15 protein-coding genes and 1 pseudogene are annotated in these 21268 nt (G+C 39.1%); 7 read left to right on the top strand and 9 right to left on the bottom strand.

Annotated features, from left to right (window positions below):
* Window positions 1-158: 158 nt before the first annotated feature.
* Complete coding sequence (gene icd / locus CC99x_RS04670) at window positions 159-1415, bottom strand: NADP-dependent isocitrate dehydrogenase (protein WP_057623187.1); 1257 nt, start codon at window positions 1413-1415, stop codon at window positions 159-161.
* Window positions 1416-1539: 124 nt separating this feature from the next.
* Here icd and mnmA point away from each other — a divergent pair, with 124 nt between their 5' ends.
* The 3 genes from mnmA (at window position 1540) to CC99x_RS04655 (ending at window position 5281) form a co-directional block, all read left to right on the top strand.
* Window positions 1540-2664, top strand: a complete 1125-nt coding sequence (mnmA, locus tag CC99x_RS04665) for a tRNA 2-thiouridine(34) synthase MnmA (RefSeq protein ID WP_320416224.1) — start codon at window positions 1540-1542, stop codon at window positions 2662-2664.
* Window positions 2665-2677: 13 nt separating this feature from the next.
* Window positions 2678-4054 carry an adenylosuccinate lyase gene (purB, locus tag CC99x_RS04660; protein WP_057623237.1) on the top strand — a complete coding sequence of 459 codons (1377 nt, stop codon included), beginning with the start codon at window positions 2678-2680 and terminating at the stop codon, window positions 4052-4054.
* Window positions 4055-4159: 105 nt separating this feature from the next.
* Complete coding sequence (locus CC99x_RS04655; protein WP_057623189.1) at window positions 4160-5281, top strand: hypothetical protein; 1122 nt, start codon at window positions 4160-4162, stop codon at window positions 5279-5281.
* Window positions 5282-5493: 212 nt separating this feature from the next.
* Here the strand turns inward: CC99x_RS04655 and CC99x_RS04650 are convergent, their stop codons facing one another.
* On the bottom strand, window positions 5494-6513 hold the full coding sequence (locus CC99x_RS04650; RefSeq protein ID WP_057623192.1) for a hypothetical protein: 1020 nt from the start codon (window positions 6511-6513) through the stop codon (window positions 5494-5496).
* 133 nt (window positions 6514-6646) lie between these two features.
* Window positions 6647-7228, bottom strand: a pseudogene (locus CC99x_RS04645) (aldehyde dehydrogenase family protein); the annotation flags it as partial.
* Window positions 7229-7317: 89 nt separating this feature from the next.
* On the opposite strand from CC99x_RS04645, the gene CC99x_RS04640 reads away from it, so the two are divergent.
* Together CC99x_RS04640 and CC99x_RS04635 are read left to right on the top strand one after the other, a co-directional pair.
* Window positions 7318-8487 (top strand): transposase family protein, encoded by a 1170-nt coding sequence (locus CC99x_RS04640; RefSeq protein WP_259596575.1) that lies wholly within the window; start codon window positions 7318-7320, stop codon window positions 8485-8487.
* Window positions 8488-8498: 11 nt separating this feature from the next.
* Complete coding sequence (locus CC99x_RS04635) at window positions 8499-8636, top strand: hypothetical protein (protein WP_259596574.1); 138 nt, start codon at window positions 8499-8501, stop codon at window positions 8634-8636.
* On the opposite strand, the gene putA is transcribed toward CC99x_RS04635, so the two are convergent.
* Together putA and putP are read right to left on the bottom strand one after the other, a co-directional pair.
* Window positions 8633-11239, bottom strand: a complete 2607-nt coding sequence (putA, locus tag CC99x_RS04630) for a bifunctional proline dehydrogenase/L-glutamate gamma-semialdehyde dehydrogenase PutA (RefSeq protein ID WP_057624724.1) — start codon at window positions 11237-11239, stop codon at window positions 8633-8635. The two genes, CC99x_RS04635 and putA, sit on opposite strands and share 4 nt — an antisense overlap.
* Window positions 11240-11251: 12 nt before the next feature.
* Window positions 11252-12718 (bottom strand): sodium/proline symporter PutP, encoded by a 1467-nt coding sequence (gene putP / locus CC99x_RS04625; protein ID WP_057624723.1) that lies wholly within the window; start codon window positions 12716-12718, stop codon window positions 11252-11254.
* Window positions 12719-13108: 390 nt separating this feature from the next.
* On the opposite strand from putP, the gene CC99x_RS04620 reads away from it, so the two are divergent.
* A complete protein-coding gene (locus CC99x_RS04620) occupies window positions 13109-13936 on the top strand; it encodes a VanZ family protein (RefSeq protein ID WP_158003214.1) in 828 nt (275 codons plus the stop codon).
* Window positions 13937-14123: 187 nt separating this feature from the next.
* Here CC99x_RS04620 and lpdA read toward each other — a convergent pair whose 3' ends face one another.
* The 4 genes from lpdA to ampD are packed head-to-tail and all read right to left on the bottom strand — an operon-like array spanning window position 14124 to window position 20497.
* Window positions 14124-15542 carry a dihydrolipoyl dehydrogenase gene (gene lpdA, locus CC99x_RS04615; RefSeq protein WP_057624721.1) on the bottom strand — a complete coding sequence of 473 codons (1419 nt, stop codon included), beginning with the start codon at window positions 15540-15542 and terminating at the stop codon, window positions 14124-14126.
* A 31-nt stretch (window positions 15543-15573) separates the two neighbouring features.
* On the bottom strand, window positions 15574-17211 hold the full coding sequence (locus CC99x_RS04610; RefSeq protein ID WP_057624720.1) for a dihydrolipoyllysine-residue acetyltransferase: 1638 nt from the start codon (window positions 17209-17211) through the stop codon (window positions 15574-15576).
* A gap of 14 nt (window positions 17212-17225) precedes the next feature.
* Window positions 17226-19883, bottom strand: a complete 2658-nt coding sequence (gene aceE / locus CC99x_RS04605; RefSeq protein ID WP_057624719.1) for a pyruvate dehydrogenase (acetyl-transferring), homodimeric type — start codon at window positions 19881-19883, stop codon at window positions 17226-17228.
* 47 nt (window positions 19884-19930) lie between these two features.
* Window positions 19931-20497: a 1,6-anhydro-N-acetylmuramyl-L-alanine amidase AmpD gene (gene ampD, locus CC99x_RS04600; protein WP_259596602.1), complete on the bottom strand. Its 567-nt coding sequence runs from the start codon at window positions 20495-20497 to the stop codon at window positions 19931-19933.
* A gap of 173 nt (window positions 20498-20670) precedes the next feature.
* Between ampD and CC99x_RS04595 the strand changes: the two genes are divergently transcribed.
* Entirely contained in the window at window positions 20671-21246 is a 576-nt protein-coding gene (locus CC99x_RS04595; RefSeq protein WP_057624717.1) for a TIGR02281 family clan AA aspartic protease, read from the top strand.
* The last annotated feature ends 22 nt before the right edge of the window (window positions 21247-21268 follow it).

Genomic DNA, 21268 nt, shown 5'->3' with positions numbered 1-21268 from the left:
GCCCCTACCTACTCGTTTTAAAGGCTCCGAAAGAGTGTGTTAAATGCTTTTCAACGCTCTTAATTTAGAGTGAGCTTTAGCCCTTTAAACAGGGCAAAATACTTTAAGAAAAGTGATAAGAGAGGGCGCTGTTGCACCCCCATCTTCATTTATTACTATTACATATGCTTAATAATGCAATCTCCGAATTGAGAGCAACTTACTTCTGTCGCACCTTGCATTAATCGCGCAAAATCATAGGTTACTTTTTTAGCAGTAATAGCCTGGCTCATGCCCTTAATAATGGCATCTGCCGCTTCAACCCACCCCATGTGACGCAACATCATTTCTGCGGACAAGATTAAAGATCCTGGATTCACTTTATCTTGCCCAGCATATTTAGGCGCAGTACCATGCGTCGCTTCAAAAACAGCAATATGGTCACCAATGTTAGCCCCTGGTGCAATACCAATTCCCCCAACTTGGGCAGCCAAAGCATCAGAGATATAGTCCCCATTTAAATTCAAGGTTGCTATCACGCTGTAATCTTTGGGTCTTAATAGAATTTGCTGTAAAAATGCGTCTGCAATCACATCTTTAACAACAATTTGCGCTTTGGTCTTGGGATGCTCAAAACTTTGCCATGGCCCACCATCAATTGGCTTTGCACCAAATTCATTACACGCGACCTCATAACCCCAATCTTTAAACGCACCTTCGGTAAACTTCATAATGTTACCTTTGTGCACCAAGGTCACGGAGCTTCTGTTATTGTCGATAGCATACTGAATGGCACGTCTTACCAAACGCTGTGTGCCCTGCTTGGAAACCGGCTTGATACCAATACCACAATGCTCTGGGAAGCGAATTTTAGTGACATCCAACTTATCTCTTAAAAAAGCAATTAAGGTTTTTGCCCCTTCAGAATCTGCTAGCCATTCAATCCCTGCATAAATATCTTCCGAGTTCTCTCTAAAAATAACCATGTCCGTATTTTCAGGCTCTTTAACAGGAGAAGGTGTGCCATCGAAGTATCGCACAGGACGTAAGCACACATAGAGGTCTAATTTCTGGCGAATGGCTACATTCAAAGAGCGAATTCCACCACTCACAGGGGTTGTCAGAGGACCTTTGATAGAAATTGGAAATTCTTCCATCGCCTTTAAGGTTTCATCCGGCAGCCATTGATCACCACCATAGACCTGCGTGGCCTTCTCTCCCGCATAAATTTCCATCCACGCAATACTTCTTTCACCCTTGTAAACTTTGCTCACTGCAGCATCTACAACTTTCTTCATAACCGGCGTTATATCCACGCCTGTACCATCTCCTTCTATAAAGGGAATAATGGGGTTATTGGGAATATTTAAGGTCTGATTTGAATTGATTTGAATTTTTTGGCCATCTTTGGGCACAACAATTTTTTGATAAGTCATTATCTATCCCTATTTTTATCAGAAGTGAGCATTAGTGTAACGAAAAGCAACTCAGACGAAAAATAAATTTTGCTGTGTTAGAATAGGTAGCCGTCTTAAATAGAAGTTATAAAGCGTACCCAAAGTGAGTTTATCAACAAACATAAAAGAACAAACCGTAATTGTAGGCCTTTCTGGTGGCGTAGACTCTTCGGTCACTGCGTGGCTGCTAAAACAGCAAGGCTACCACGTAGAAGCACTCTTTATGAAAAATTGGGACGAAGACAATGATAGCGAATACTGTAGCTATGCAGATGATCTTCGTGACGTTAAACAGGTATGCGACATACTTGAGATCCCCTTACATACCATTAACTTTGCGCAAGAATACTGGGAACGTGTATTTAGTTACTTTTTAGATGAATATAAATCTGGACGTACCCCTAACCCAGATATCCTCTGCAATAAAGAAATTAAATTCAAAGCCTTTTTAGAATATGCACAAAAAATTGGCGCAGATAAAATTGCTACTGGCCATTATGTGCAATGCTTTCAAGAAGACGATTTTGCCGTTTTGTATAAAGGTCACGATCTGAATAAAGATCAAAGCTACTTTTTGCATGCACTCAATCAATATCAATTAAACAACAGCCTATTTCCAGTGGGACACTTAGAAAAACCCCAAGTTCGTGCCATTGCCAAAGATTTAAAATTAACGACACATAGCAAAAAGGACAGCACTGGCATTTGCTTTATTGGTGAACGAAAATTCAAAGAATTTTTAAAAGAATTTTTAGCGGCTCAACCAGGCGACATCAAAACACCCGAAGGGAAAATTATTGGCAAACACGATGGCTTGATGTATTACACCTTAGGCCAACGCCAAGGCTTAAAAATTGGTGGTCTAAAAGAATCGAATGAGCAACCTTGGTACGTCGCAGCCAAAGATCTCAAACAAAATGTACTGATTGCAGCTCAAGGTCATGAACATCCATGGTTATTGACCCAAGAATTAGTAGCGCAACAATTAACTTGGATTAAAGGCACACCTCCTGCAACACATTTTAAAACAAAAGCAAAAGTACGCTATCGTCATCAAGAAGCAGAATGTGAAGTTGAAATTGACGCGTCAGGCAAAGCGCGTATTTATTTTTGCGAAAATCAATGGGCTGTTACACCCGGCCAATCCATCGTATTTTATGATGGTAACATTTGTTTAGGTGGTGGAATTATAGAATCAACACAATGCCCTGGTGGCATTTGGTATTAATATCGGAGACAAAATGAGCACGCTTTCTACTCTATTAGCTTTATCACCTTTAGATGGTCGTTATAGTGAAAAATGTTCTGAACTATCAAACTATGCAAGTGAATATGCATTAAATCAATACAGATTGCTTGTTGAGATAAAATGGTTGATTGCTATCACCGATCAAAAAGGAATTTCTGAGCTTCCACCACTCACAGACAAAATGAAATCAAAGCTATTAACCATTTATGAAAACTTTAATCTTGAATCTTGTCAACGTATCAAAGCCATTGAATGTGAAACAAATCATGATGTGAAATCAGTAGAGTATTTTTTAAAAGAGGCATTATCCCTCTATCCTGAATTTGCACCTTATCTTGAACTGATTCATTTTGCCTGCACATCAGAAGATATTAATAACTTATCTTATGCATTAATGTTAAAAGATATCCGCAATCAAGTATTAATGCCCACTTTAAAAACGATACGCGAAATGATTGGCGTCTTTTCAGAAAATTACAAAAGCTGCGCCATGCTGTCTCGCACACATGGGCAAACTGCATCCCCTACAACGCTCGGCAAAGAATTTGCCAATGTTGACTATCGCCTTAAAAGACAAATGAAGCAACTAGAGCATATTGAAATCTTAGGAAAGATAAATGGCGCAGTTGGAAATTTCAATGCACATGCAGTTGCATGTCCACAAGTCGACTGGATAAAACTTTCACAAACATTTGTAGAATCTTTTGGTCTAACTTGGAATCCACTCACAACTCAAATTGAACCACATGATTATCAAGCAGAATATTTCCATACTTTAATACGCATTAATACAATCTTCATAGATTTTGCGAGAGATATCTGGAGCTACGTTTCGATTGATTATTTCAAGCAAAAAATGATTGGTAAAGAAGTTGGCTCTTCAACCATGCCACATAAAGTAAACCCTATCGATTTTGAAAATGCGGAAGGTAATTTAGGTATTTGCAATGCTTTACTTGCGCACATGGCTGAAAAACTACCCATTTCAAGATGGCAACGTGATTTAACAGATTCAACCGTATTAAGAAATATTGGGGTAGCCATCGGGTATCATTATTTAGCGATGCAATCTCTCATCAAAGGGCTGAGAAAATTAGAAGTCAACGAAACGAAAATAAAAGAAGATCTCAATAGTCATTGGGAAGTCTTGGGTGAAGCCATTCAGACTGTGTTAAGAAAATACCAAGTAACCGATGCTTATGAACAACTAAAAGCCTTTACCCGCGGTAAGGAAATTACGAAAAACACATTAAGTGATTTTATTGATACTTTAAAATTACCTTTTGATGTTAAAAATAGACTCAAACACTTAAGCCCTCATGACTATGTGGGGCTTTGTTCTACGCTAATGAAATTTCGTAAAGATTAAATAACAGCTTCTTAATTGTAGGGAGATACTGCACCTCCCTACAATTGCAGAGTATTCATACTATAGTTCTTAATAATATATCTCTTTATTACTTAAGAAAATGTCATGAAAAACTGCTCATTTAATCAGCCATCACAATCCTTTCGCTTTGTGATTACTTGGGTATTCTTAGCTATTTTTATCCCCTTTGCTGCATTTGCTGATAATCAGATTTACTTAATAGACATAAAGTATCGTAGCAGTAATGACATTGTAAATGCCATTGCTCCCCTTCTTCCTAAAGACACAACACTCAAGCAATTTGAAAATAAAATATTACTGAAAACTGATCCAGAGACCTATGCATCCATAAAAGCCATTGTGGCAGAATTAGATGTGATGCCTGTACAATTGCGCATTACACTTTACCATGGTAATACAGCACCTTCTAATGTTGCTGGTATTGATGAAAACAACCAAACAGATTTAAGGGCTGGCAGTCTAGATAAAGGCACACGATACATACGCTCAACTTCTCGAGAAACAGAGCGTAAAACCGATGAGATTTTAGTACAAAGTGGTGAGGTTGCTTTTGTTAAAACAAATGTTACTTTACCTTTATTAAACCATCAATATGCCTATCAAGACCGCAGCCAAGCACAACGCAACTTAAACCAAAATGCAACGTCAACCAGCACAGGCCAAGAACTCACTTTACCTGCCGAATTAGGAACCAAGATTATTATTCCTACACCAAGCACTGCTACAGAGGGAGAAAATGATGGCACCCTTTTAAGCATAGAGAATCCAATAACAACTGATTTGCCTATTAATATCCCCGCCACGCCAGGCGCTAATTTTACACTTAAAAATGCCAACAGCAATTCCAGTTCTTCAACCGTTGCACAAGGGAATTTTCAAGCAAATCGTGGTGCCAATGCTCAATCCTATGAGTATCACCAACTCAACAGTGGATTACATGTCCGCCCTATTTATACACCAGGATCAGATAAAGTTATTTTAGAAATTTTAAGTGTTAATACAACACTTGAACAGCCCAATCAAATGAATGACAAAGCCTATAGTCAATATCAAATTAACAGCAAAATGATGATTCCCTTAAACGAATGGGTGTACATTGGCGGAAATCGATTAGACAAAATGGATGCAGCCAGCTATGAATATAGAACCTCAAGTCATGAAAAAAATAATCAACATTTATGGGTTTATATCAAAAAATCCGATTAATAAAGGAATTTAAAACAGGACATCCAATTTAATTATATGCTGTATTGTATTATATATAGGACAGCCATCTATATTTTTAGCAATAAATTATTATTCATATCTATCAAAATAATCATACAATTCTGATATACAAATTAATTAAGTTTCAAAAAAGGTAAAATAATCTGTTTTTTCTATTGAAAATTGAGTGATTGTATAAAGTGAAGAATAAATTAAGCTATCGCTTGAGGATTATTGTATAATTTCTTTGCTTGAGTGATGCCTTTTAAAGCTTTCTTTCTCTCTTTGCCAAAATTAAGTAGTAAAATTTCACTTCCCACAGCATGAGAAAAGCTTTTACTTAAATTTTTGACTAATGAAATCCAATTCATGGGGTCGAATTGCAATCTGCTTAAAATGGGCGCTAGATGTTCTGGAATAGAACCAGCTTCTTTATCATCTCGAATCACTCTGCCTGTATAGTCCACAAGCTCTAAATAATCAACCAGTTTAAAATCAATGGCATGTGAATGATTCATTGCAATGTTTGCAAAAGGCACTAAGGATTTGGGTTGTGCAAGATTATTATATATATCAGCTTTTTCGCGCTTAAGCTGTTTAATGGATTTTGGCTTATTGATTTTTAATTGCTTAGAAATATGCTGAATACGTTCATAAATAGAGGTAAATTCCGATTCTTCTGGGGTCGTGGTAATCCCAGCTCTGACTGGATTTAAATCAACATAAACCATTGCGCTCAACAACGCACCTTCATCTAATAGAGCTTGGGACTTAAAGCGGCCTTCCCAAAATCGCCCAGCGGTATCATCTTCTTCGTTTACATCGCGTGCGATTCGTTCATTTAAGCAACGCATAAACCAGCTGATGCTGGTGAGTCGCTCTTTCCAAAGTTGAATTTTTTGCTTTAAATGCTTATTTTCTTCGGCATCTTTGGGGAAAATAGCTGCCCAACGACGGATGATTTCTGCTTCTGACCAATTCTCAGCCACTTTATCTTCTACATATAAAACCACATGATAATGATTGCTCATGATGGCATAGGCACAGATTTTGATAGCAAAGATATCTGCTAGATATTTTAATCGATCGACAATCCATGCTTTACGATGCGAATAATCTTTCTGTGTTAGTTTATCAAAACCGCACAAAAAGCTGCGACGCACACATCGGTTCATGACGTGATAATACGGTGTTGCATTTAAATCAATTTGTTCTGAGCGAGCTAAAGTCATAACTTAAAAAATATCCCTATTACTGAAAGGAATTCTAGCTCAAAAATTTTGGGTAAAGCAACTTAACAACTTAATGTGGCTGTCCTGGAGGTGTGCTGGAGGTGCCTGGAGGAGAAGGGCATGGGCCCCCCCCCTATGAATCGTTATCGCACAAAGACATTAAAGAAGCATTACCACCTGACGCAGTTGTGTTCACAGATAAAGTGCGTTCTGTTGATAAACGAATCAAATAATGAGGTCCCCCTGCTTTAGGGCCTGTTCCAGACAAGCCTTCACCACCAAAAGGTTGAACACCGACAACGGCACCAATCATATTGCGATTTACATAAATATTGCCAACATTAACGCGTGCAATAATATAATCAATTGTTTCATCAATACGACTATGAATGCCAAGCGTTAAACCAAACCCAGTTTTATTGATTGAGTGGATGACTTTATCTAGGTCTCGACCTTTAAAACGAATGACGTGCAACACGGGTCCAAATACTTCATTCTCTAATACATCCATACTTTTGATTTCATAAGCACGAGGCGCAAAGTAGCAACCAACCTGCCCATCAGAAAGTTTAGCTTCACATATTTTTTTACCAAGCTTGTCCATCTTCATCGCATGTACTAACAATTCATCTTTTGCAGAACTGCTAATAACAGGCCCAATATCCGTTGTAAAATCCACAGGATTGCCCACCACAAGCTCTTGTGTGGCACCCGAATTGCCTCAAATTAAATCTAACTCTATGAACGCAAAGTAGGCTTCGTTGCCTCATATTAAAAGTAACCAGGGAACAGGAGGTTACACATATGGGGTATCAAGAAAAAAAGAGCTATCTTCAAGCGATTTTGTTGCGATACGTGAATGCTGATAGGTCAAAAAAGAGTGCAATACTCAATGAGTTTTGTGCTGTATGTGGATACAATAGAAAATATGCGATTCAGCTACTAAAGAAGAAACCAGTTAAGGAAAAAAAGAGAGCGGGATTAAAACCAGTGTATGATAAACCCGCCCTCTTAGAGCCATTAAAGCAGATTTGGTTTACCGCCGACCAACCCTGTGGCAAAAGGCTAAAACCCATCATTAAACTCTGGCTGCCAAGCTATGAGTCAACCTATGGCTCTCTAGCACCTGAAATAAGGCACCGGCTATTATCAATTAGCCCTGCTACTATCGATCGCTTACTAAAGCCTATACGAGCGACAAACAAACTTAAAGGACGCTGTGCAACCAAACCTGGCTCATTATTAAAATCTCATATACAAATACAATTTAGTCATTGGGATATAACACGGCCAGGTTATGTGGAAGCAGACACTGTTGCGCACTGTGGCGATAGTGTTGCTGGTCGTTTTGCTTGGAGTCTAACCGTTACAGATATTTTTACAGGTTGGACAGAAAATCGAGCCATGTGGAATAAAGAAGGTGGCCTTGTTTATGAACGTATCAGTGATATAGAAAAGGTTTTACCCTTTGAGGTTTTAGGGTTTGATTGTGATAACGGCGGTGAGTTTATTAATCATGCATTACATGATTATTTTACTAAAAGAGAAAAGCCTGTTCAGTTTACACGTTCACGCCCCTATAAAAAGAATGATAATGCTCATGTAGAACAGAAAAATTGGACGCATGTGCGAAACCTATTTGGGTATGACAGGCTAGACAAAAAGAAAACGGTTGTTTTGATGAATGATTTATACCGAAACGAATGGAGCCTGCTTCAAAATCACTTCATGCCATCGATGAAGCTAAAAAGCAAAGAGCGTATTGGCGCTAAATACAAGAAACAATATGAACCTGCAAAAACGCCTTATGAGCGGGTATTAGAGTCAGATTCTGTTGCAGATACCACAAAAGAAAAACTACAGGCTATTCATGCAACCCTTAATCCGTTTACACTTAAGAAAATAATAGAAACAAAATTGGTTGAAATATTTAAGCACATAAAAGTTAGTTCAAATGTGAGGCAACGACTCTAAGGAGAAGAAAGATGAATATTGCATATCTATTCAGCAACGGCCTCGAGCTTACTGTTTGTTTTTTATCTGCTTTTAACAAAATAAAAGTCTTTGAATTAAATGTTCTCGGTTACTTTAGTTATGAGGCAACGAACGACCCCTTGGGTTAGGTTTTGCTATGAGGCAATACGGCACCTTTTAACATCGTAATAATCTTATCGGCAATGTCTTCTTGTACAAACAATACACGTAGTGCAGAACAACGTTGACCTGCGCTTTTAAAAGCAGAAGTAATGACATCGCTCACTACTTGCTCTGCCAATGCAGATGAATCAACAATCATTGCATTTTGTCCACCCGTTTCTGCAACAAAGGGCACAATTGGCCCAGGTCTATTTGCAAGCAATTGATTTATATTTCTTGCTGTTTCTGTTGAACCTGTGAACAACACGCCTCGAACACGTATATCTTTTAATAAATGCTCGCTCACCAGATGTCCTGATGTTGGCAACAATTGAACAACAGCCTTCGCAAATCCTGCCTGGTGCAGAAAATCAATTGCACGCTGTGCGATTAATGTTGTCTGAGCAGCAGGTTTTGCAATTACGCAATTTCCGCTGGCAAGTGCAGCTGTTACCTGCCCTATAAAGATTGCTAAAGGAAAATTCCATGGACTGATACAAGCAATAATGCCACGCCCATGCAAGCTGAGTTGATTTAACTCGCCTGTAGGACCTCTTAAAGTGGTAGCCTGGTGATGTTTAAGTGCCTCTTGTGCATAATAACGACAAAAATCAACCGCTTCTCTTAACTCACTTACAGCATCATCTAAAATTTTTCCGCCTTCATACATTAAGAGTGCTAATAATTCAGTTCTATTATTTTCCAACAAATCAGCTGTTTGATTGAGTAAATGACTGCGTGTAGCGGCATCACTAAAGCGCCACTTTTGATATGCTTCATCTGCCTTATCTACAGCCAAGCCAATACTCTCAGGTGTTGCTTGCACAATCTCTCCTAAACAATGCCGTGCATCTATAGGAGAATAGCATTTAACAGCGCTTGGATTTTTTGATTCTAAAAAAGTAGGCTGTGCAAAATGCATCTTGTTGGCAAGCAATTCAATTTCTTTTAAAACAGGATAAAACGCTTTCGGTTGCGCTAAATCCAAGCCCTTTGAATTTAAACGCTGCTCACCAAATAAATTTTTAGGTAAAGGAATATTCGGATGTCGCTTGCTGCTATAGCTCTTCAGCTTTTCCATTGGGCTTTGAATAATCGATTCTAAAGGCAACTCATCATTTGCAATACGGTTTACAAAAGAAGAGTTAGCACCATTTTCTAATAATCGACGGACCAAATAGGCCAGTAAATCTTCATGACTACCGACAGGGGCATAAACTCTACAAGGTTTTTGACTTACAATTTGATCATACAGAGGATCGCCCATACCATGTAAGCATTGATATTCATAATGCTCCACATGATGTTGCTTACATAAATGCTTTACAATGGATACAGTAAGTGCATTATGCGTTGCAAATTGCAAAAAGAAAGAATCTTTATATTCGCATAGCTTTTTAACACAAGCGATGTAATTCACATCTGTCGTCACTTTACGGGTAAATACTGGATAATCTTCTAAACCTTGAACTTGTGTTAATTTAATCTCTGTGTCCCAATACGCCCCTTTGACTAAGCGCACACACAATTTTTGATCATATTTATCACTTAAAAATTTAAGATGATCAATCACTGCCAAAGCACGTTTTTGATAAGCCTGTACGGCCAATCCTAGGCCATCCCATCCTTTCGCAATGCCTGAGGCTAATATTTTTTCTAGCAACCTCAAAGAAGGCATTAATCGATAAGATTCTTCTGCATCAATGGTAAGGCCAATATTTTTCTCTTTTGCAAGTAGAATAAGTTTATTCATACTGGCTAAAAGTTCTGTTTCAACGCGCTTGGTTTTAGAGAGTTCATAGCGAGGATGCAAGGCAGACAATTTAATCGATATGCCAGGGCCAACAAAGGGGCCTTTTCCTGCGCTTTCTTCACCAATAGCTTCTATTGCACACACATAGGCATCCAAATAACGTTTTGCATCATCCGCTGTAAATGCAGCCTCACCCAACATATCATAGGAATATCGATAGCCCATTGCTTCTTTATCGCGTGCTCTTTTCAATGCTTCTTGAATACTACGCCCCATGACAAATTGCTTGCCTAATATTTTCATGGCCTGACTAATTGCTTGACGCACAATAGGCTCACCACCTTTTGTTGCTAGTTTTTTCAATGCACTCGTCAGTCCTTTACCATGATCAGTAAAAGATTCATGATGTGGCTGAGCAATCATCTTACCTGTTAACATCAACGCCCAAGTGGCTGCATTCACAAATAAAGAATGACTCTTACCTAAATGCGCACCCCAATTAGCAGAAACTAATTTATCTCGAATTAATTTATCAATATTTTCTTTATCAGGTATACGCAATAATGCTTCTGCCAAACACATCAAAGCAATGCCTTCTTCGCTGGATAAATCATATTGAAACATAAAAGCATCTAAACCACCCTTTGTGGTTCTTTGCTTGCGCAATTCTGTTACAAGCTGAATCGCTTCTTCTTGGATGGAACGCATATCCATATTATTAATGGCAGCTTTTTCTAAAAGCTCATTTACCAACTGCTCTTCATCTTGGCGATAAAGTTGATCTAAACGTTTCGTTTGTTCAAGGTTTGCAATGATTTCAAATTCAGAATTAGACATGATAAATCCTTACTACTTTTGAGATGCTTTGATAAAAGCCTTGACCTCATCAAATTGATCCGTGATTTCTTTTGCTGGCGGTACATCAAGCAAGCTACCAATAATCATGGCTAATGTACCCAGAAAAAAGCCTGGTATGATTTCATACAAATCAAAAATACCGCCTATCTTCAAATGCCAAATAATCACGGCGAATGCGCCTACCACAATACCCGCCATTGCGCCTTTTGCAGTCATTCTGCGCCAATATAAAGCACCAATAACAGCTGGGCCAAAAGCACTTCCCAATCCTGCCCACGCAAAGGCAACTAAGTGAATAACACGGCTTTCTGGATCTCTTGCTAAATAAACAGCAACCGCAGCGATAACTATAATTGCAAACCGACCAATCCACATGAGATGTTTAGGTTTTGCATTTCTATGAATCCATTTATGATAAATATCTTCTGTTAATGCACTAGAAGATGCCAACATCTGTGAATCAATGGCACACATGATAGAAGACAAAATAGCTGCAAATAAAATACCTGCTAACCAAGGTGAAAAGAGTGATTGAGAAAATAAAATAAAAATAGACTCAGGATGTAATTCTTTTTGATAGAAGTAACTTACTCCAACAATACCAATTAATACCGCTCCCATCATTGAAAAACTCATCCAACCAACGCAAATACGTCTCGCAATTGTTATGTCTTTGAGCGTTTTCACTGCCATAAATCGAACTAAAATATGAGGTTGACCAAAATAGCCTAAGCCCCATGCCATCAAATTAAAAAAGAGCAAAGCATTAAAACCTTGAAATGGTTTCAATTTTTCAGGCGTTGTATTCTGAATCGTTTGTGCCATTTGCGACCAGCCACCCAGTTCAGCTACTGCAATGAAGGGCACTAGTAGCAAGCATATAAACATGAATGAGCCTTGAAAGAAATCTGTCCAGCTTACTGCTAAAAAACCACCAATAAAGGTATAAGCAACAATGATAGCCGTTCCAAGCCATAGTGCTTCGGTATAGGAAATATTAAAGCGTTGTAATAAAACAGCCCCACCGACTAGACCTGATGCGGTATAAAAAGCAAAAAAGAAAAGAGTAACCAAGGCTAAGAGACATCGAATAATACCACTATTATCCAAGAAACGATTGTCTAAAAAAGCAGGGAGTGTCAAAGAGTCATTTGCAAATTGAGAATAAACTCTTAATGGCTTTGCGATGATACGCCAACTAATATAAGCGCCCACTGTAAGTCCAATAGGCAGCCATATCTGATTTAAGCCAAAAGTATACACCGCGCCAGGCAAGCCTAAGAGCAGCCAAGCGCTCATATCAGAAGCACCTGCGCTCAGCGCTGCAACCGGACCACCTAATTGTCTTCCCCCTAAAACAAAGTCACCTAAATTCTGAGTTCGTTGATACGCTACCAGCGCTATTGCAACAACAACAAGCAAATACAAACTAAAAGCGCTGACTGTAATTAAATCCATAACTCTCACTTTTAAATAAAATTAATTCAGGCCAAGAATTGAATTCCCAAATGAGGGAGAAAGCAAACTTCTAAGAAAATCTATTATAGGGAAAATGACAGCATCAAACTAGCCTCGATATAGTCACAGCAAATAAGCTTTCGGATAGACGTCGAGCCTCAAGCAACCTTCGTTCCCATATGCAAGATAGCGAAGACAACACCTCCGTCATTGTACCCATTGCGGGTAAAACTCATATGCGAAGACTATACAAGCAAATCAACTAAAGCAAGACGCCCTACAATTGCATATACTTGGGGTATGCAACTTTCTAATGCCTTCTCCAATCTTTGTCATCGATCGCAACACACAAAAAAGTTGGCCAAACAACTATTTGTGACTGGCGTATTTATGTATACAGCCTTCATTATTTTTGTATCCATCATTCCCCTGGAAGATTGGCAAGCACCACAAAAGCCCTTTCCCTACGCACTGCTTTACGGATGGCAACACCGCGTTTTCCTCTTCGATATTGTACAAAATTTATTACTATATATACCTCTAGGTTTTTTAATTACACTCATTTATCATCTTGAAAACAAATCTGCACTAAGATGCATGCTTGCCAGTTTTTTATTTGCACTGCTGCTATGTACTTGTATGGAAATAGTGCAAATCTACAATCCTATTCGCGTAAGCTCTTTATTAGACATTGCCTTAAATGCAAGTAGTGGGCTTATTGGTTCTTTAATTGGATTCATTTTTATTGCTACTTTTAGTTTTTGGGAAAGCCAATTCCGCTTGACTGTAAAAATCGATTATCCATCTCGTCTTTTACAAGCCTTTGCCTTTGCATTTATGATTATTGGGGTGCTTTACCATCTCTACCCCTATGTACCAACCTTGCATCCATCTCATCTTAAATCTGCCATAAAACCAATACGAGAAGTAGTCCATCATTGGTCACTATTTGAGAGCTATATCTTCTATAAATATGCACTACAGGGCATGTTTTTATATATTATCAGCATACCTTTGTTACAACCCAATCGAAGATTATTCATACTCTTATTATTGATAACAGGTGTGTTACTTTTAAAAGTAACGATGATCACAAGATATTTAACACTTGAGTCAATACTTGGACTAATAGCTTCCTTGATTGTTATGGAATGCCTGATAAGAATGTCAAAAATGAATTGGATACGTCGGACAAGACAGAGCACACAGCGCCTCTGAGGCATCCCAGAAAAATTTTTATACTGAAAAAATCAGATAACATGTCATACCAGCGAAGGCTGGTATCCAGTAGCCCTTTGGGCTACCAGGCGCAAAGCACCTGTGGATCCCAGATATTTTGCTTCGCAAAATTCTGGGATGACAATCTACTAGAAATTTGAGGGGATGTCTCAGACAGCACGTGAGTTTATTTCTTCTTGTTAGGCAAATCTGTCACAGTCCCTTCATACACTTCTGCTGCTTGCATCAGGGTTTCTGATAAGGTTGGGTGAGGATGGATGGTCAACGCTAGATCTTCTGCCTCACATCCCATTTCAATCGCTAATGCCATTTCAGAGATTAAGTCGCCAGCATGTACGCCAACAACCGCAGCCCCCAAGACACGATGTGTTTTATTACAGAAAATTACTTTGGTTAAGCCCTCTTCTCTGCCTAAACCAATCGCACGACCGCTCGCTGCCCAAGGATAAACACCTTTATCGTAATCAATATTTTGCGCTTTGGCTTCAGCTTCTGTCAGCCCTACCCATGCCACTTCAGGATCGGTATAAGCAACACTTGGAATACATTTTGCGTCAAAGAAATGTTTCTTGCCAGCAATCACTTCCGCAGCCAATCGACCTTCTGGAACAGCTTTGTGTGCCAACATAGGTTGCCCCACAATATCACCAATTGCAAAAATGTGTGGTACGTTTGTGCGCATTTGCTTATCCGTTGCAATAAAACCACGCTCATCAACCTGTACGCCTGCTTTTTCTGCATCTAACATTTTACCATTTGGAATACGACCCACAGATTGTAAGACACAGTCATAGCGAACGGGATCTTTAGGTGCATCTTTGCCTTCAAAGTGTACCCAAATACCATCTTGTTTCGCTTCTGCTTTCACAACTTTAGTGCTCAACCAAATATTTTTATATCGTTTTTGAACGAATTTATGAAATGGCGTTGCAATGTCTTTATCCACACCTGGCAATACAAAATCGGTTAATTCAACCACATCAATTTCGCTACCTAAAGCATGATATACCGTGGCCATTTCCATACCGATAATACCACCGCCAACGACAAGCATTTTTTTAGGAATTTCTTTTAATTCTAATGCGCCTGTAGAATCCAATACTCTTGGATCATCTTTTGGCAAGAACGGTAAGTGAACGGGTCTAGAACCTGCCGCAATAATCACATTTTCAAATTCAATGGTTGTCTGCTTAGCGCCAGAAACAAGCAATGTGTGTGTATCACTAAATTTTGCTTCGCCATGCACAACATTTACTTTACGTAATTTTGCCATTTGCTTTAAGCCAGCGTTTAGTTTTTTAACAACGCCATTTTTAAAATCTCTTAGCTTATCCAGATTGATTTTAGGCGCACCAAAATCAACCCCATGCTTAGCCATTTCTTTGGTTTCATTAATAATATTTGCAGTATGCAATAATGCTTTTGATGGAATACAACCCACATTCAAACATACGCCACCTAACTCTTCATAGCGCTCAACAAGCACAACACCTTCACCCAACAAATCGGCTGCTCGAAAAGCGGCGCTATAGCCACCAGGACCACTACCAATCACAACTACCTTGGCTTTGATAACGTCAGCCATATTCTCACCTCTTTTTTATTTATCATTTACTCTATAATAATAGTTTGCGTATATCTTGCAGTTTCGTACAAATATGTGTCATAAATTTTGCACCTTCAACGCCATCAATAACACGATGGTCATAAGAAAGTGCTAAGGGCAACATTTGTCTTGGCACAAATTGTTCATTTAACCATACTGCTTTTGTGCTTAGGCGCGAAACGCCTAAAATGGCAACATCCGGTGCATTGATAATAGGTGTAAATTGTGTTCCACCTAAATTACCTAAGCTGGTGATTGTAAAAGTATTGCCTTGCATTTCTGCAGCTTTTAACTCACCTTTCCTGGCTTTTTCACTCAGCTCACCTATTTCTTTGGCAATTTCAAACAATCCTTTAGCATCCGCATCTTTTAAAACGGGAACTAACAGACCATTTGGTGTATCCACAGCAACACCGATATTAAAATATTTTTTATATATCAACTCTTCACTATCTGTAGAAAGCGAAGCATTAAACTGGGGAAAAGTTTTAAGCGCAGACACAACCGCTTTGATGATAAAACTAACCGGCGTTAAATTAATGCCTTTATCTTGTGCTGCCTGCTTATTTCCTTTTCTAAATTTCTCTAGTTCAGTAATATCCGCTTCATCAAACTGAGTAACATGAGGAATATTCAACCAATTGCGCGACATGTTTCGAGCGGTTAGCTTCTTAATCCGCGACAATGATTTTACCTCAATCTCTCCAAATTGGCTAAAATCTTGAGCAGGAATAGGTGGAATACCTGTCCCAGTAGATTCAGGTTGCTTTTGCAAATAAGCTTTTACATATTGCTCTACGTCTTGAGTCGTAATACGGCCTTTGTGTCCACTACCCGAAACCTTTGACAAATCTACGCCCAATACACGCGCTAATTTACGTGTTGCAGGTCCCGCATGCCCACCTGTTCCATTGTATGCAACAGATGCAATAGAAGGAGAAGCTTGATTTATCACTGGTATAATCTGTGTAGCAGGCACTGAGGTTTTCTCAGCAGGTGCTGCTAAAGCTGTCTTTTGAGCGACCTCCGTAGCAACAGGCCCACTTACCTCTGCCAACATCTTCAATATTTTTGTGCCAGGGTTTGCTTTATCCCCTACTTTAACAAAAATTTCTTCTATTACGCCTGCTTCTTCGCTGGGTAACTCCAAGCTCGCTTTTTCACTCTCCAACGCAATGATGGATTGATCTTTAACAATCTTATCACCAGGTTTTACTAAAATTTCAATAACCGTTACATCTTTAAAATCATCAGCTTGCGGCAAACTTATCGTAACACTGCTGGATGAGACTGGAGCATTAACAGAAACAGATACTTCTGCTTGTGTAGTCGTAGATTCGAGTGATTGTTGCTCTACTGCTGTAGTAGTACTAACGCTTGCAGGAGGCTCAATTTTGGTTTCATTGGCTGTCGCTTTGAGCTTCAAAATCACATCACCTTGCGATACTTTATCACCTGCCTTTACCAAAATAGCATCGACAACCCCTGCCATAGGGCAAGGTATATCCATCGTTGCCTTTTCTGTTTCCAAGGTAAGGAGTGGATCTTCTGCAGCAAGCACATCACCCACTTTTACTAAAAGCTCAATGACTTCAACACCGTGAAAATCACCAATGTTAGGAACTTTGATATCTTCTAAAGCACTCAATGTATTCTCCGCTTTTACAAAAATCTAGGATCAAGTTTATCAGGCGCAATCTCTAAAGCTTCTCTGGCTTTCAACAAGATCTTCTGATCAATTTTACCCTCTTCAAATAATCCTACCAATGCCGTATAGGCAATCATATGACTATCTACTTCAAAATGCTTACGCAAGCGACTACGTGTATCACTACGTCCAAAACCATCTGTGCCCAAGGCATAAAAGCGTTGCTTAATAAATGGGTGAATTCCATCTACATAAGATTTCATATAATCTGTTGCTGCTATCACTGGACCTTGCACATCTTTCAAGAGCGTTTCTACATAGCTCAATTTCTTGGTCTTTTCAGGGTTTAAGAGGTTTTCTCTTGCAACCGTCAAAGCATCTTTTCTCAGTTCATTAATACTTGTCACACTCCAAACATCGGCGCTTACTTGATATTTCTCTAAAAGTTCCACTGCTTTTAATACTTCAAGCAAAATAGTACCAGATCCCATTAATTGTACATGACATTTTTGTATTTTCTTTGCTTTTTGAAGCAAATACATACCTTTGATAATGCCTTCTTCAACACCTTGAGGCATGTCTGGATGCACATAGTTTTCATTCATGAGCGTAATGTAAAAATATAAATTTTCGTTATCTTCATACATACGCTTTAAACCATGCTGGATGATAACGGCTAACTCATAAGAATAGGTAGGATCATAGGTAACACAATTAGGAATAGTGCCCGCTAAAATATGGCTATGGCCGTCTTGATGCTGCAACCCTTCTCCGTTGAGCGTTGTTCTACCAGAGGTTCCGCCAAGTAAAAATCCCTTGGCACGTGAATCACCCGCAGCCCATGCTAAATCACCAATGCGTTGAAAACCAAACATTGAATAATAAATATAAAAAGGAATCATTGTTTTTTGGTAGGTGCTATAAGCGGTAGCAGCAGCTATCCAAGAACAAAAAGCACCTGGCTCATTAATCCCTTCTTCCAGAATTTGTCCGTCCGTTGCCTCTTTATAATACATCACTTGATCGGCATCCACGGGCTGATACATTTGACCAACGCTAGAATAGATCCCAATTTGTCTAAACAAACCTTCCATACCAAAAGTACGCGCTTCATCAGGCACAATAGGCACAATACGCTTACCAATACTTTTATCTTTAACGAGTTGCGATAGAATACGTACAAAAGCCATTGTTGTTGAAATTTCCCTGTCTTTAGTGCCTTGCAATTGCGCAGCAAAAGATTCTAAATTAGGGATTTCAAATTTTTCATCTACGCTCGCATGGCGATAAGGCAAACTACCACCCAACTGCTTTCTTCTCTCTTTCATGTATTTGATGGCAGGATTATTCTCACCAGGATTATAGAAAGGCACTGTCTCTATTTCTTCATCGGAAATCGGTAAATGGAAACGATCTCTAAAGATTTTTAAATCTTCTGTGCTTACTTTTTTCACATTATGGGCAATATTTTGTGCTTCACCTGCTGCCCCTAAACCATAGCCTTTAACCGTTTTAGCCAAAATAACGGTTGGCTGCCCTTTATGTAAGGATGCACTACGATAAGCTGCAAATATTTTCTGTGGATCATGACCACCACGGCTTAAGCGCCAAATATCATCATCGGATAAATGTTCGACAAGTTTTTTAAGCTCTGGGTATTTGCCAAAAAAATGTTCGCGCGTATAAGCGCCACCTTTTGCTTTATAATTTTGATAATCGCCATCGACCGCTTCTTCCATGCGCTTGAGCAATAATCCATCTCTGTCAGCCGCAAATAAAGGATCCCAACTATCTCCCCAAATCACTTTGATGACGTTCCAATTTGCACCACGAAATACGGTTTCTAATTCTTGAATGATTCTACTATTGCCTCTTACTGGGCCATCCAAACGTTGCAAATTACAGTTAATAACAATCACGAGATTGTCCAAGCGCTCTCTACCGGCCAATGATAATCCACCGAGAGACTCAGGTTCATCCATTTCACCATCACCGCAGAAACACCAAACCTTTCGATCGGATTTTTCAACAAAACCTCTATTTTCCATGTATTTCATGAAACGCGCTTGATAGATAGCCTGCAAAGCACCTAATCCCATCGAAACCGTTGGGAATTGCCAATAATGCGGCATTAACCAAGGATGCGGGTAAGAAGATAGCCCTTTACCATCTACTTCTCTACGAAAATTCACCAACTGTTCTTCTGTGATTTCACCTTCCAAATAAGAGCGTGCATAAATACCAGGTGACGCATGCCCTTGAATGTAGAGTAGATCTCCGCCTGTAGGATGATTAGGACCACGCCAAAAGTGATTAAAGCCAACATCATAGAGAGTTGCCGAGGAAGCAAAGGTGCCAATATGCCCACCTAAACTACCATCTACTTTTTGTGCACGCACCACCATCGCCATGGCATTCCAACGAATCAATGCACGCCCCCTTTCTTCTGCTTCAGGATCGCCTTCTACGCTGGGCTGTTCTTGTACAGAAATAGTATTGCAATAAGGCGTATTTTTATGCTGTTCTGAACGGCATCCTTTTAAGCTGGCATAGTAGCTTAATTTATCCAACAAATATTGTGCGCGCGTAGCACCACTGTTTTTTACCACTGAATCTAATGCATCTAACCACTCTTGGGTTTCTGTTGGATCAAGATCATCAGGTCTTTGCATACCCTTTCCGTCCTTCTTCTTTAAAACTAAAAATTAATAACCATTACTTAAACTGAAGCTTTTGGCATCAGCATCTGCGCTCGGTAGCGCGACCAGTCAAATAAGGGTCCTGGATCGCTTTTACGTCCTGGCGCTATGTCTTCATGTCCCACCACCCTGTGCGGTGTTATAGCGGGATAAGCTTGCATAATCGCATGTGTACAAGCCACTAATTGCGCATATTGGATCTCAGTAAAAGGAATTTTATCTGTTCCTTCTAATTCAATACCAATTGAAAAATCATTACATTCCTTCTTGCCTTGAAAATCTGAGGCTCCTGCATGCCAAGCACGTCGATGAAAAGGAACAAATTGCAATACTTCGCCCGTTCTACGAATCCATAAATGACTCGATACCTTAAGATGACCAATCGTCTGATAATAAGAATGTTTGGCGATATTCAATTGATTTAAAAAAAAGTCTTTTACATCATCCCCTGAAAATTGATCCGGCGGTAAACTGATGTTATGGATAACGAGTAAGCTTACTTTCTCTTTTTCAGGGCGCTCGTCTTGATTTGGAGATGCAAAATATTGCGCTGCACTTAAAAGCCCTGTTTTTGAATCAATCTGCATTTTATGTTAGGCGGCATTATAATTATGTCTTTCAGTATTATAACAAATTTAGAAATCAGACCGTAGCATCTTAATGCCGCTTAAGCCTATATTCTCTCCAAGATGACGCTAAACTATCATGTAATATGCAATACATGCCGATTAGTTAATTAACTATAACAAGGTTTTGCTCTGTGGACAAATTACCAGCACCTTACAACGATCCAGATGATGATGACATACCACCTCTTCCAGAAGAGCCTTCACACTCACAACTTGGGCTGTGGATGGCTGTCTTTGCATGGCTGATGGTGATTGTTGTATTTTCTGTATTATTTGACAGCTGGTTGGCCAAAGATCTTAGCTCTAAAAATACCCAAGCAAAGATAACCACAATCAATGGTATAGCTCAAACGATCATAGAGCGCAATGTATACAACCAATATTTAGCTGAAGGCAAAATCAATGGAAAGCCTGTTATTTTTCTCTTAGATACGGGCGCCACAGATGTCGTTATTCCTGGAAAACTAGCACAAAAGTTAAATCTTAAAAAAGGATATAGAACTTTTGCAAATACTGCCGGAGGAAAAGTAAGTATTTATAATACTGAAATTGAATCGCTCGTCATTGGACACATTGTTATCAAACATTTGAGAGCAAGTATTAATCCAAGCATGCATGGAAATGAGGTTTTACTCGGCATGAGTGCACTCAAACACGTTAGTTTCACACAGCGAGGTAATACGCTAAGCCTAAGTGTTGAACCCTAAAATAGAAGCTGTCTCAAAAATA

The sequence above is a fragment of the Candidatus Berkiella cookevillensis genome, from assembly GCF_001431315.2.
GTDB classification, from domain to species: domain Bacteria; phylum Pseudomonadota; class Gammaproteobacteria; order Berkiellales; family Berkiellaceae; genus Berkiella_A; species Berkiella_A cookevillensis.
The sequence above is the reverse complement of the archived record's forward strand: the minus strand, read 5'-3'. Positions and strand labels throughout refer to the sequence as shown.

Excerpts from the sequence above, each read along its gene's own strand:
- icd (WP_057623187.1), bottom strand. The coding sequence starts at position 1,415 with ATGACTTATCAAAAAATTGTTGTGCCCAAAGATGGCCAAAAAATTCAA.
- purB (WP_057623237.1), top strand. The coding sequence starts at position 2,678 with ATGAGCACGCTTTCTACTCTATTAGCTTTATCACCTTTAGATGGTCGT.
- CC99x_RS04655 (WP_057623189.1), top strand. The coding sequence starts at position 4,160 with ATGAAAAACTGCTCATTTAATCAGCCATCACAATCCTTTCGCTTTGTG.
- CC99x_RS04650 (WP_057623192.1), bottom strand. The coding sequence starts at position 6,513 with ATGACTTTAGCTCGCTCAGAACAAATTGATTTAAATGCAACACCGTAT.
- CC99x_RS04640 (WP_259596575.1), top strand. The coding sequence starts at position 7,318 with ATGGGGTATCAAGAAAAAAAGAGCTATCTTCAAGCGATTTTGTTGCGA.
- CC99x_RS04635 (WP_259596574.1), top strand. The coding sequence starts at position 8,499 with ATGAATATTGCATATCTATTCAGCAACGGCCTCGAGCTTACTGTTTGT.
- putA (WP_057624724.1), bottom strand. The coding sequence starts at position 11,239 with ATGTCTAATTCTGAATTTGAAATCATTGCAAACCTTGAACAAACGAAA.
- putP (WP_057624723.1), bottom strand. The coding sequence starts at position 12,718 with ATGGATTTAATTACAGTCAGCGCTTTTAGTTTGTATTTGCTTGTTGTT.
- CC99x_RS04620 (WP_158003214.1), top strand. The coding sequence starts at position 13,109 with ATGTATACAGCCTTCATTATTTTTGTATCCATCATTCCCCTGGAAGAT.
- lpdA (WP_057624721.1), bottom strand. The coding sequence starts at position 15,542 with ATGGCTGACGTTATCAAAGCCAAGGTAGTTGTGATTGGTAGTGGTCCT.
- aceE (WP_057624719.1), bottom strand. The coding sequence starts at position 19,883 with ATGCAAAGACCTGATGATCTTGATCCAACAGAAACCCAAGAGTGGTTA.
- ampD (WP_259596602.1), bottom strand. The coding sequence starts at position 20,497 with ATGCAGATTGATTCAAAAACAGGGCTTTTAAGTGCAGCGCAATATTTT.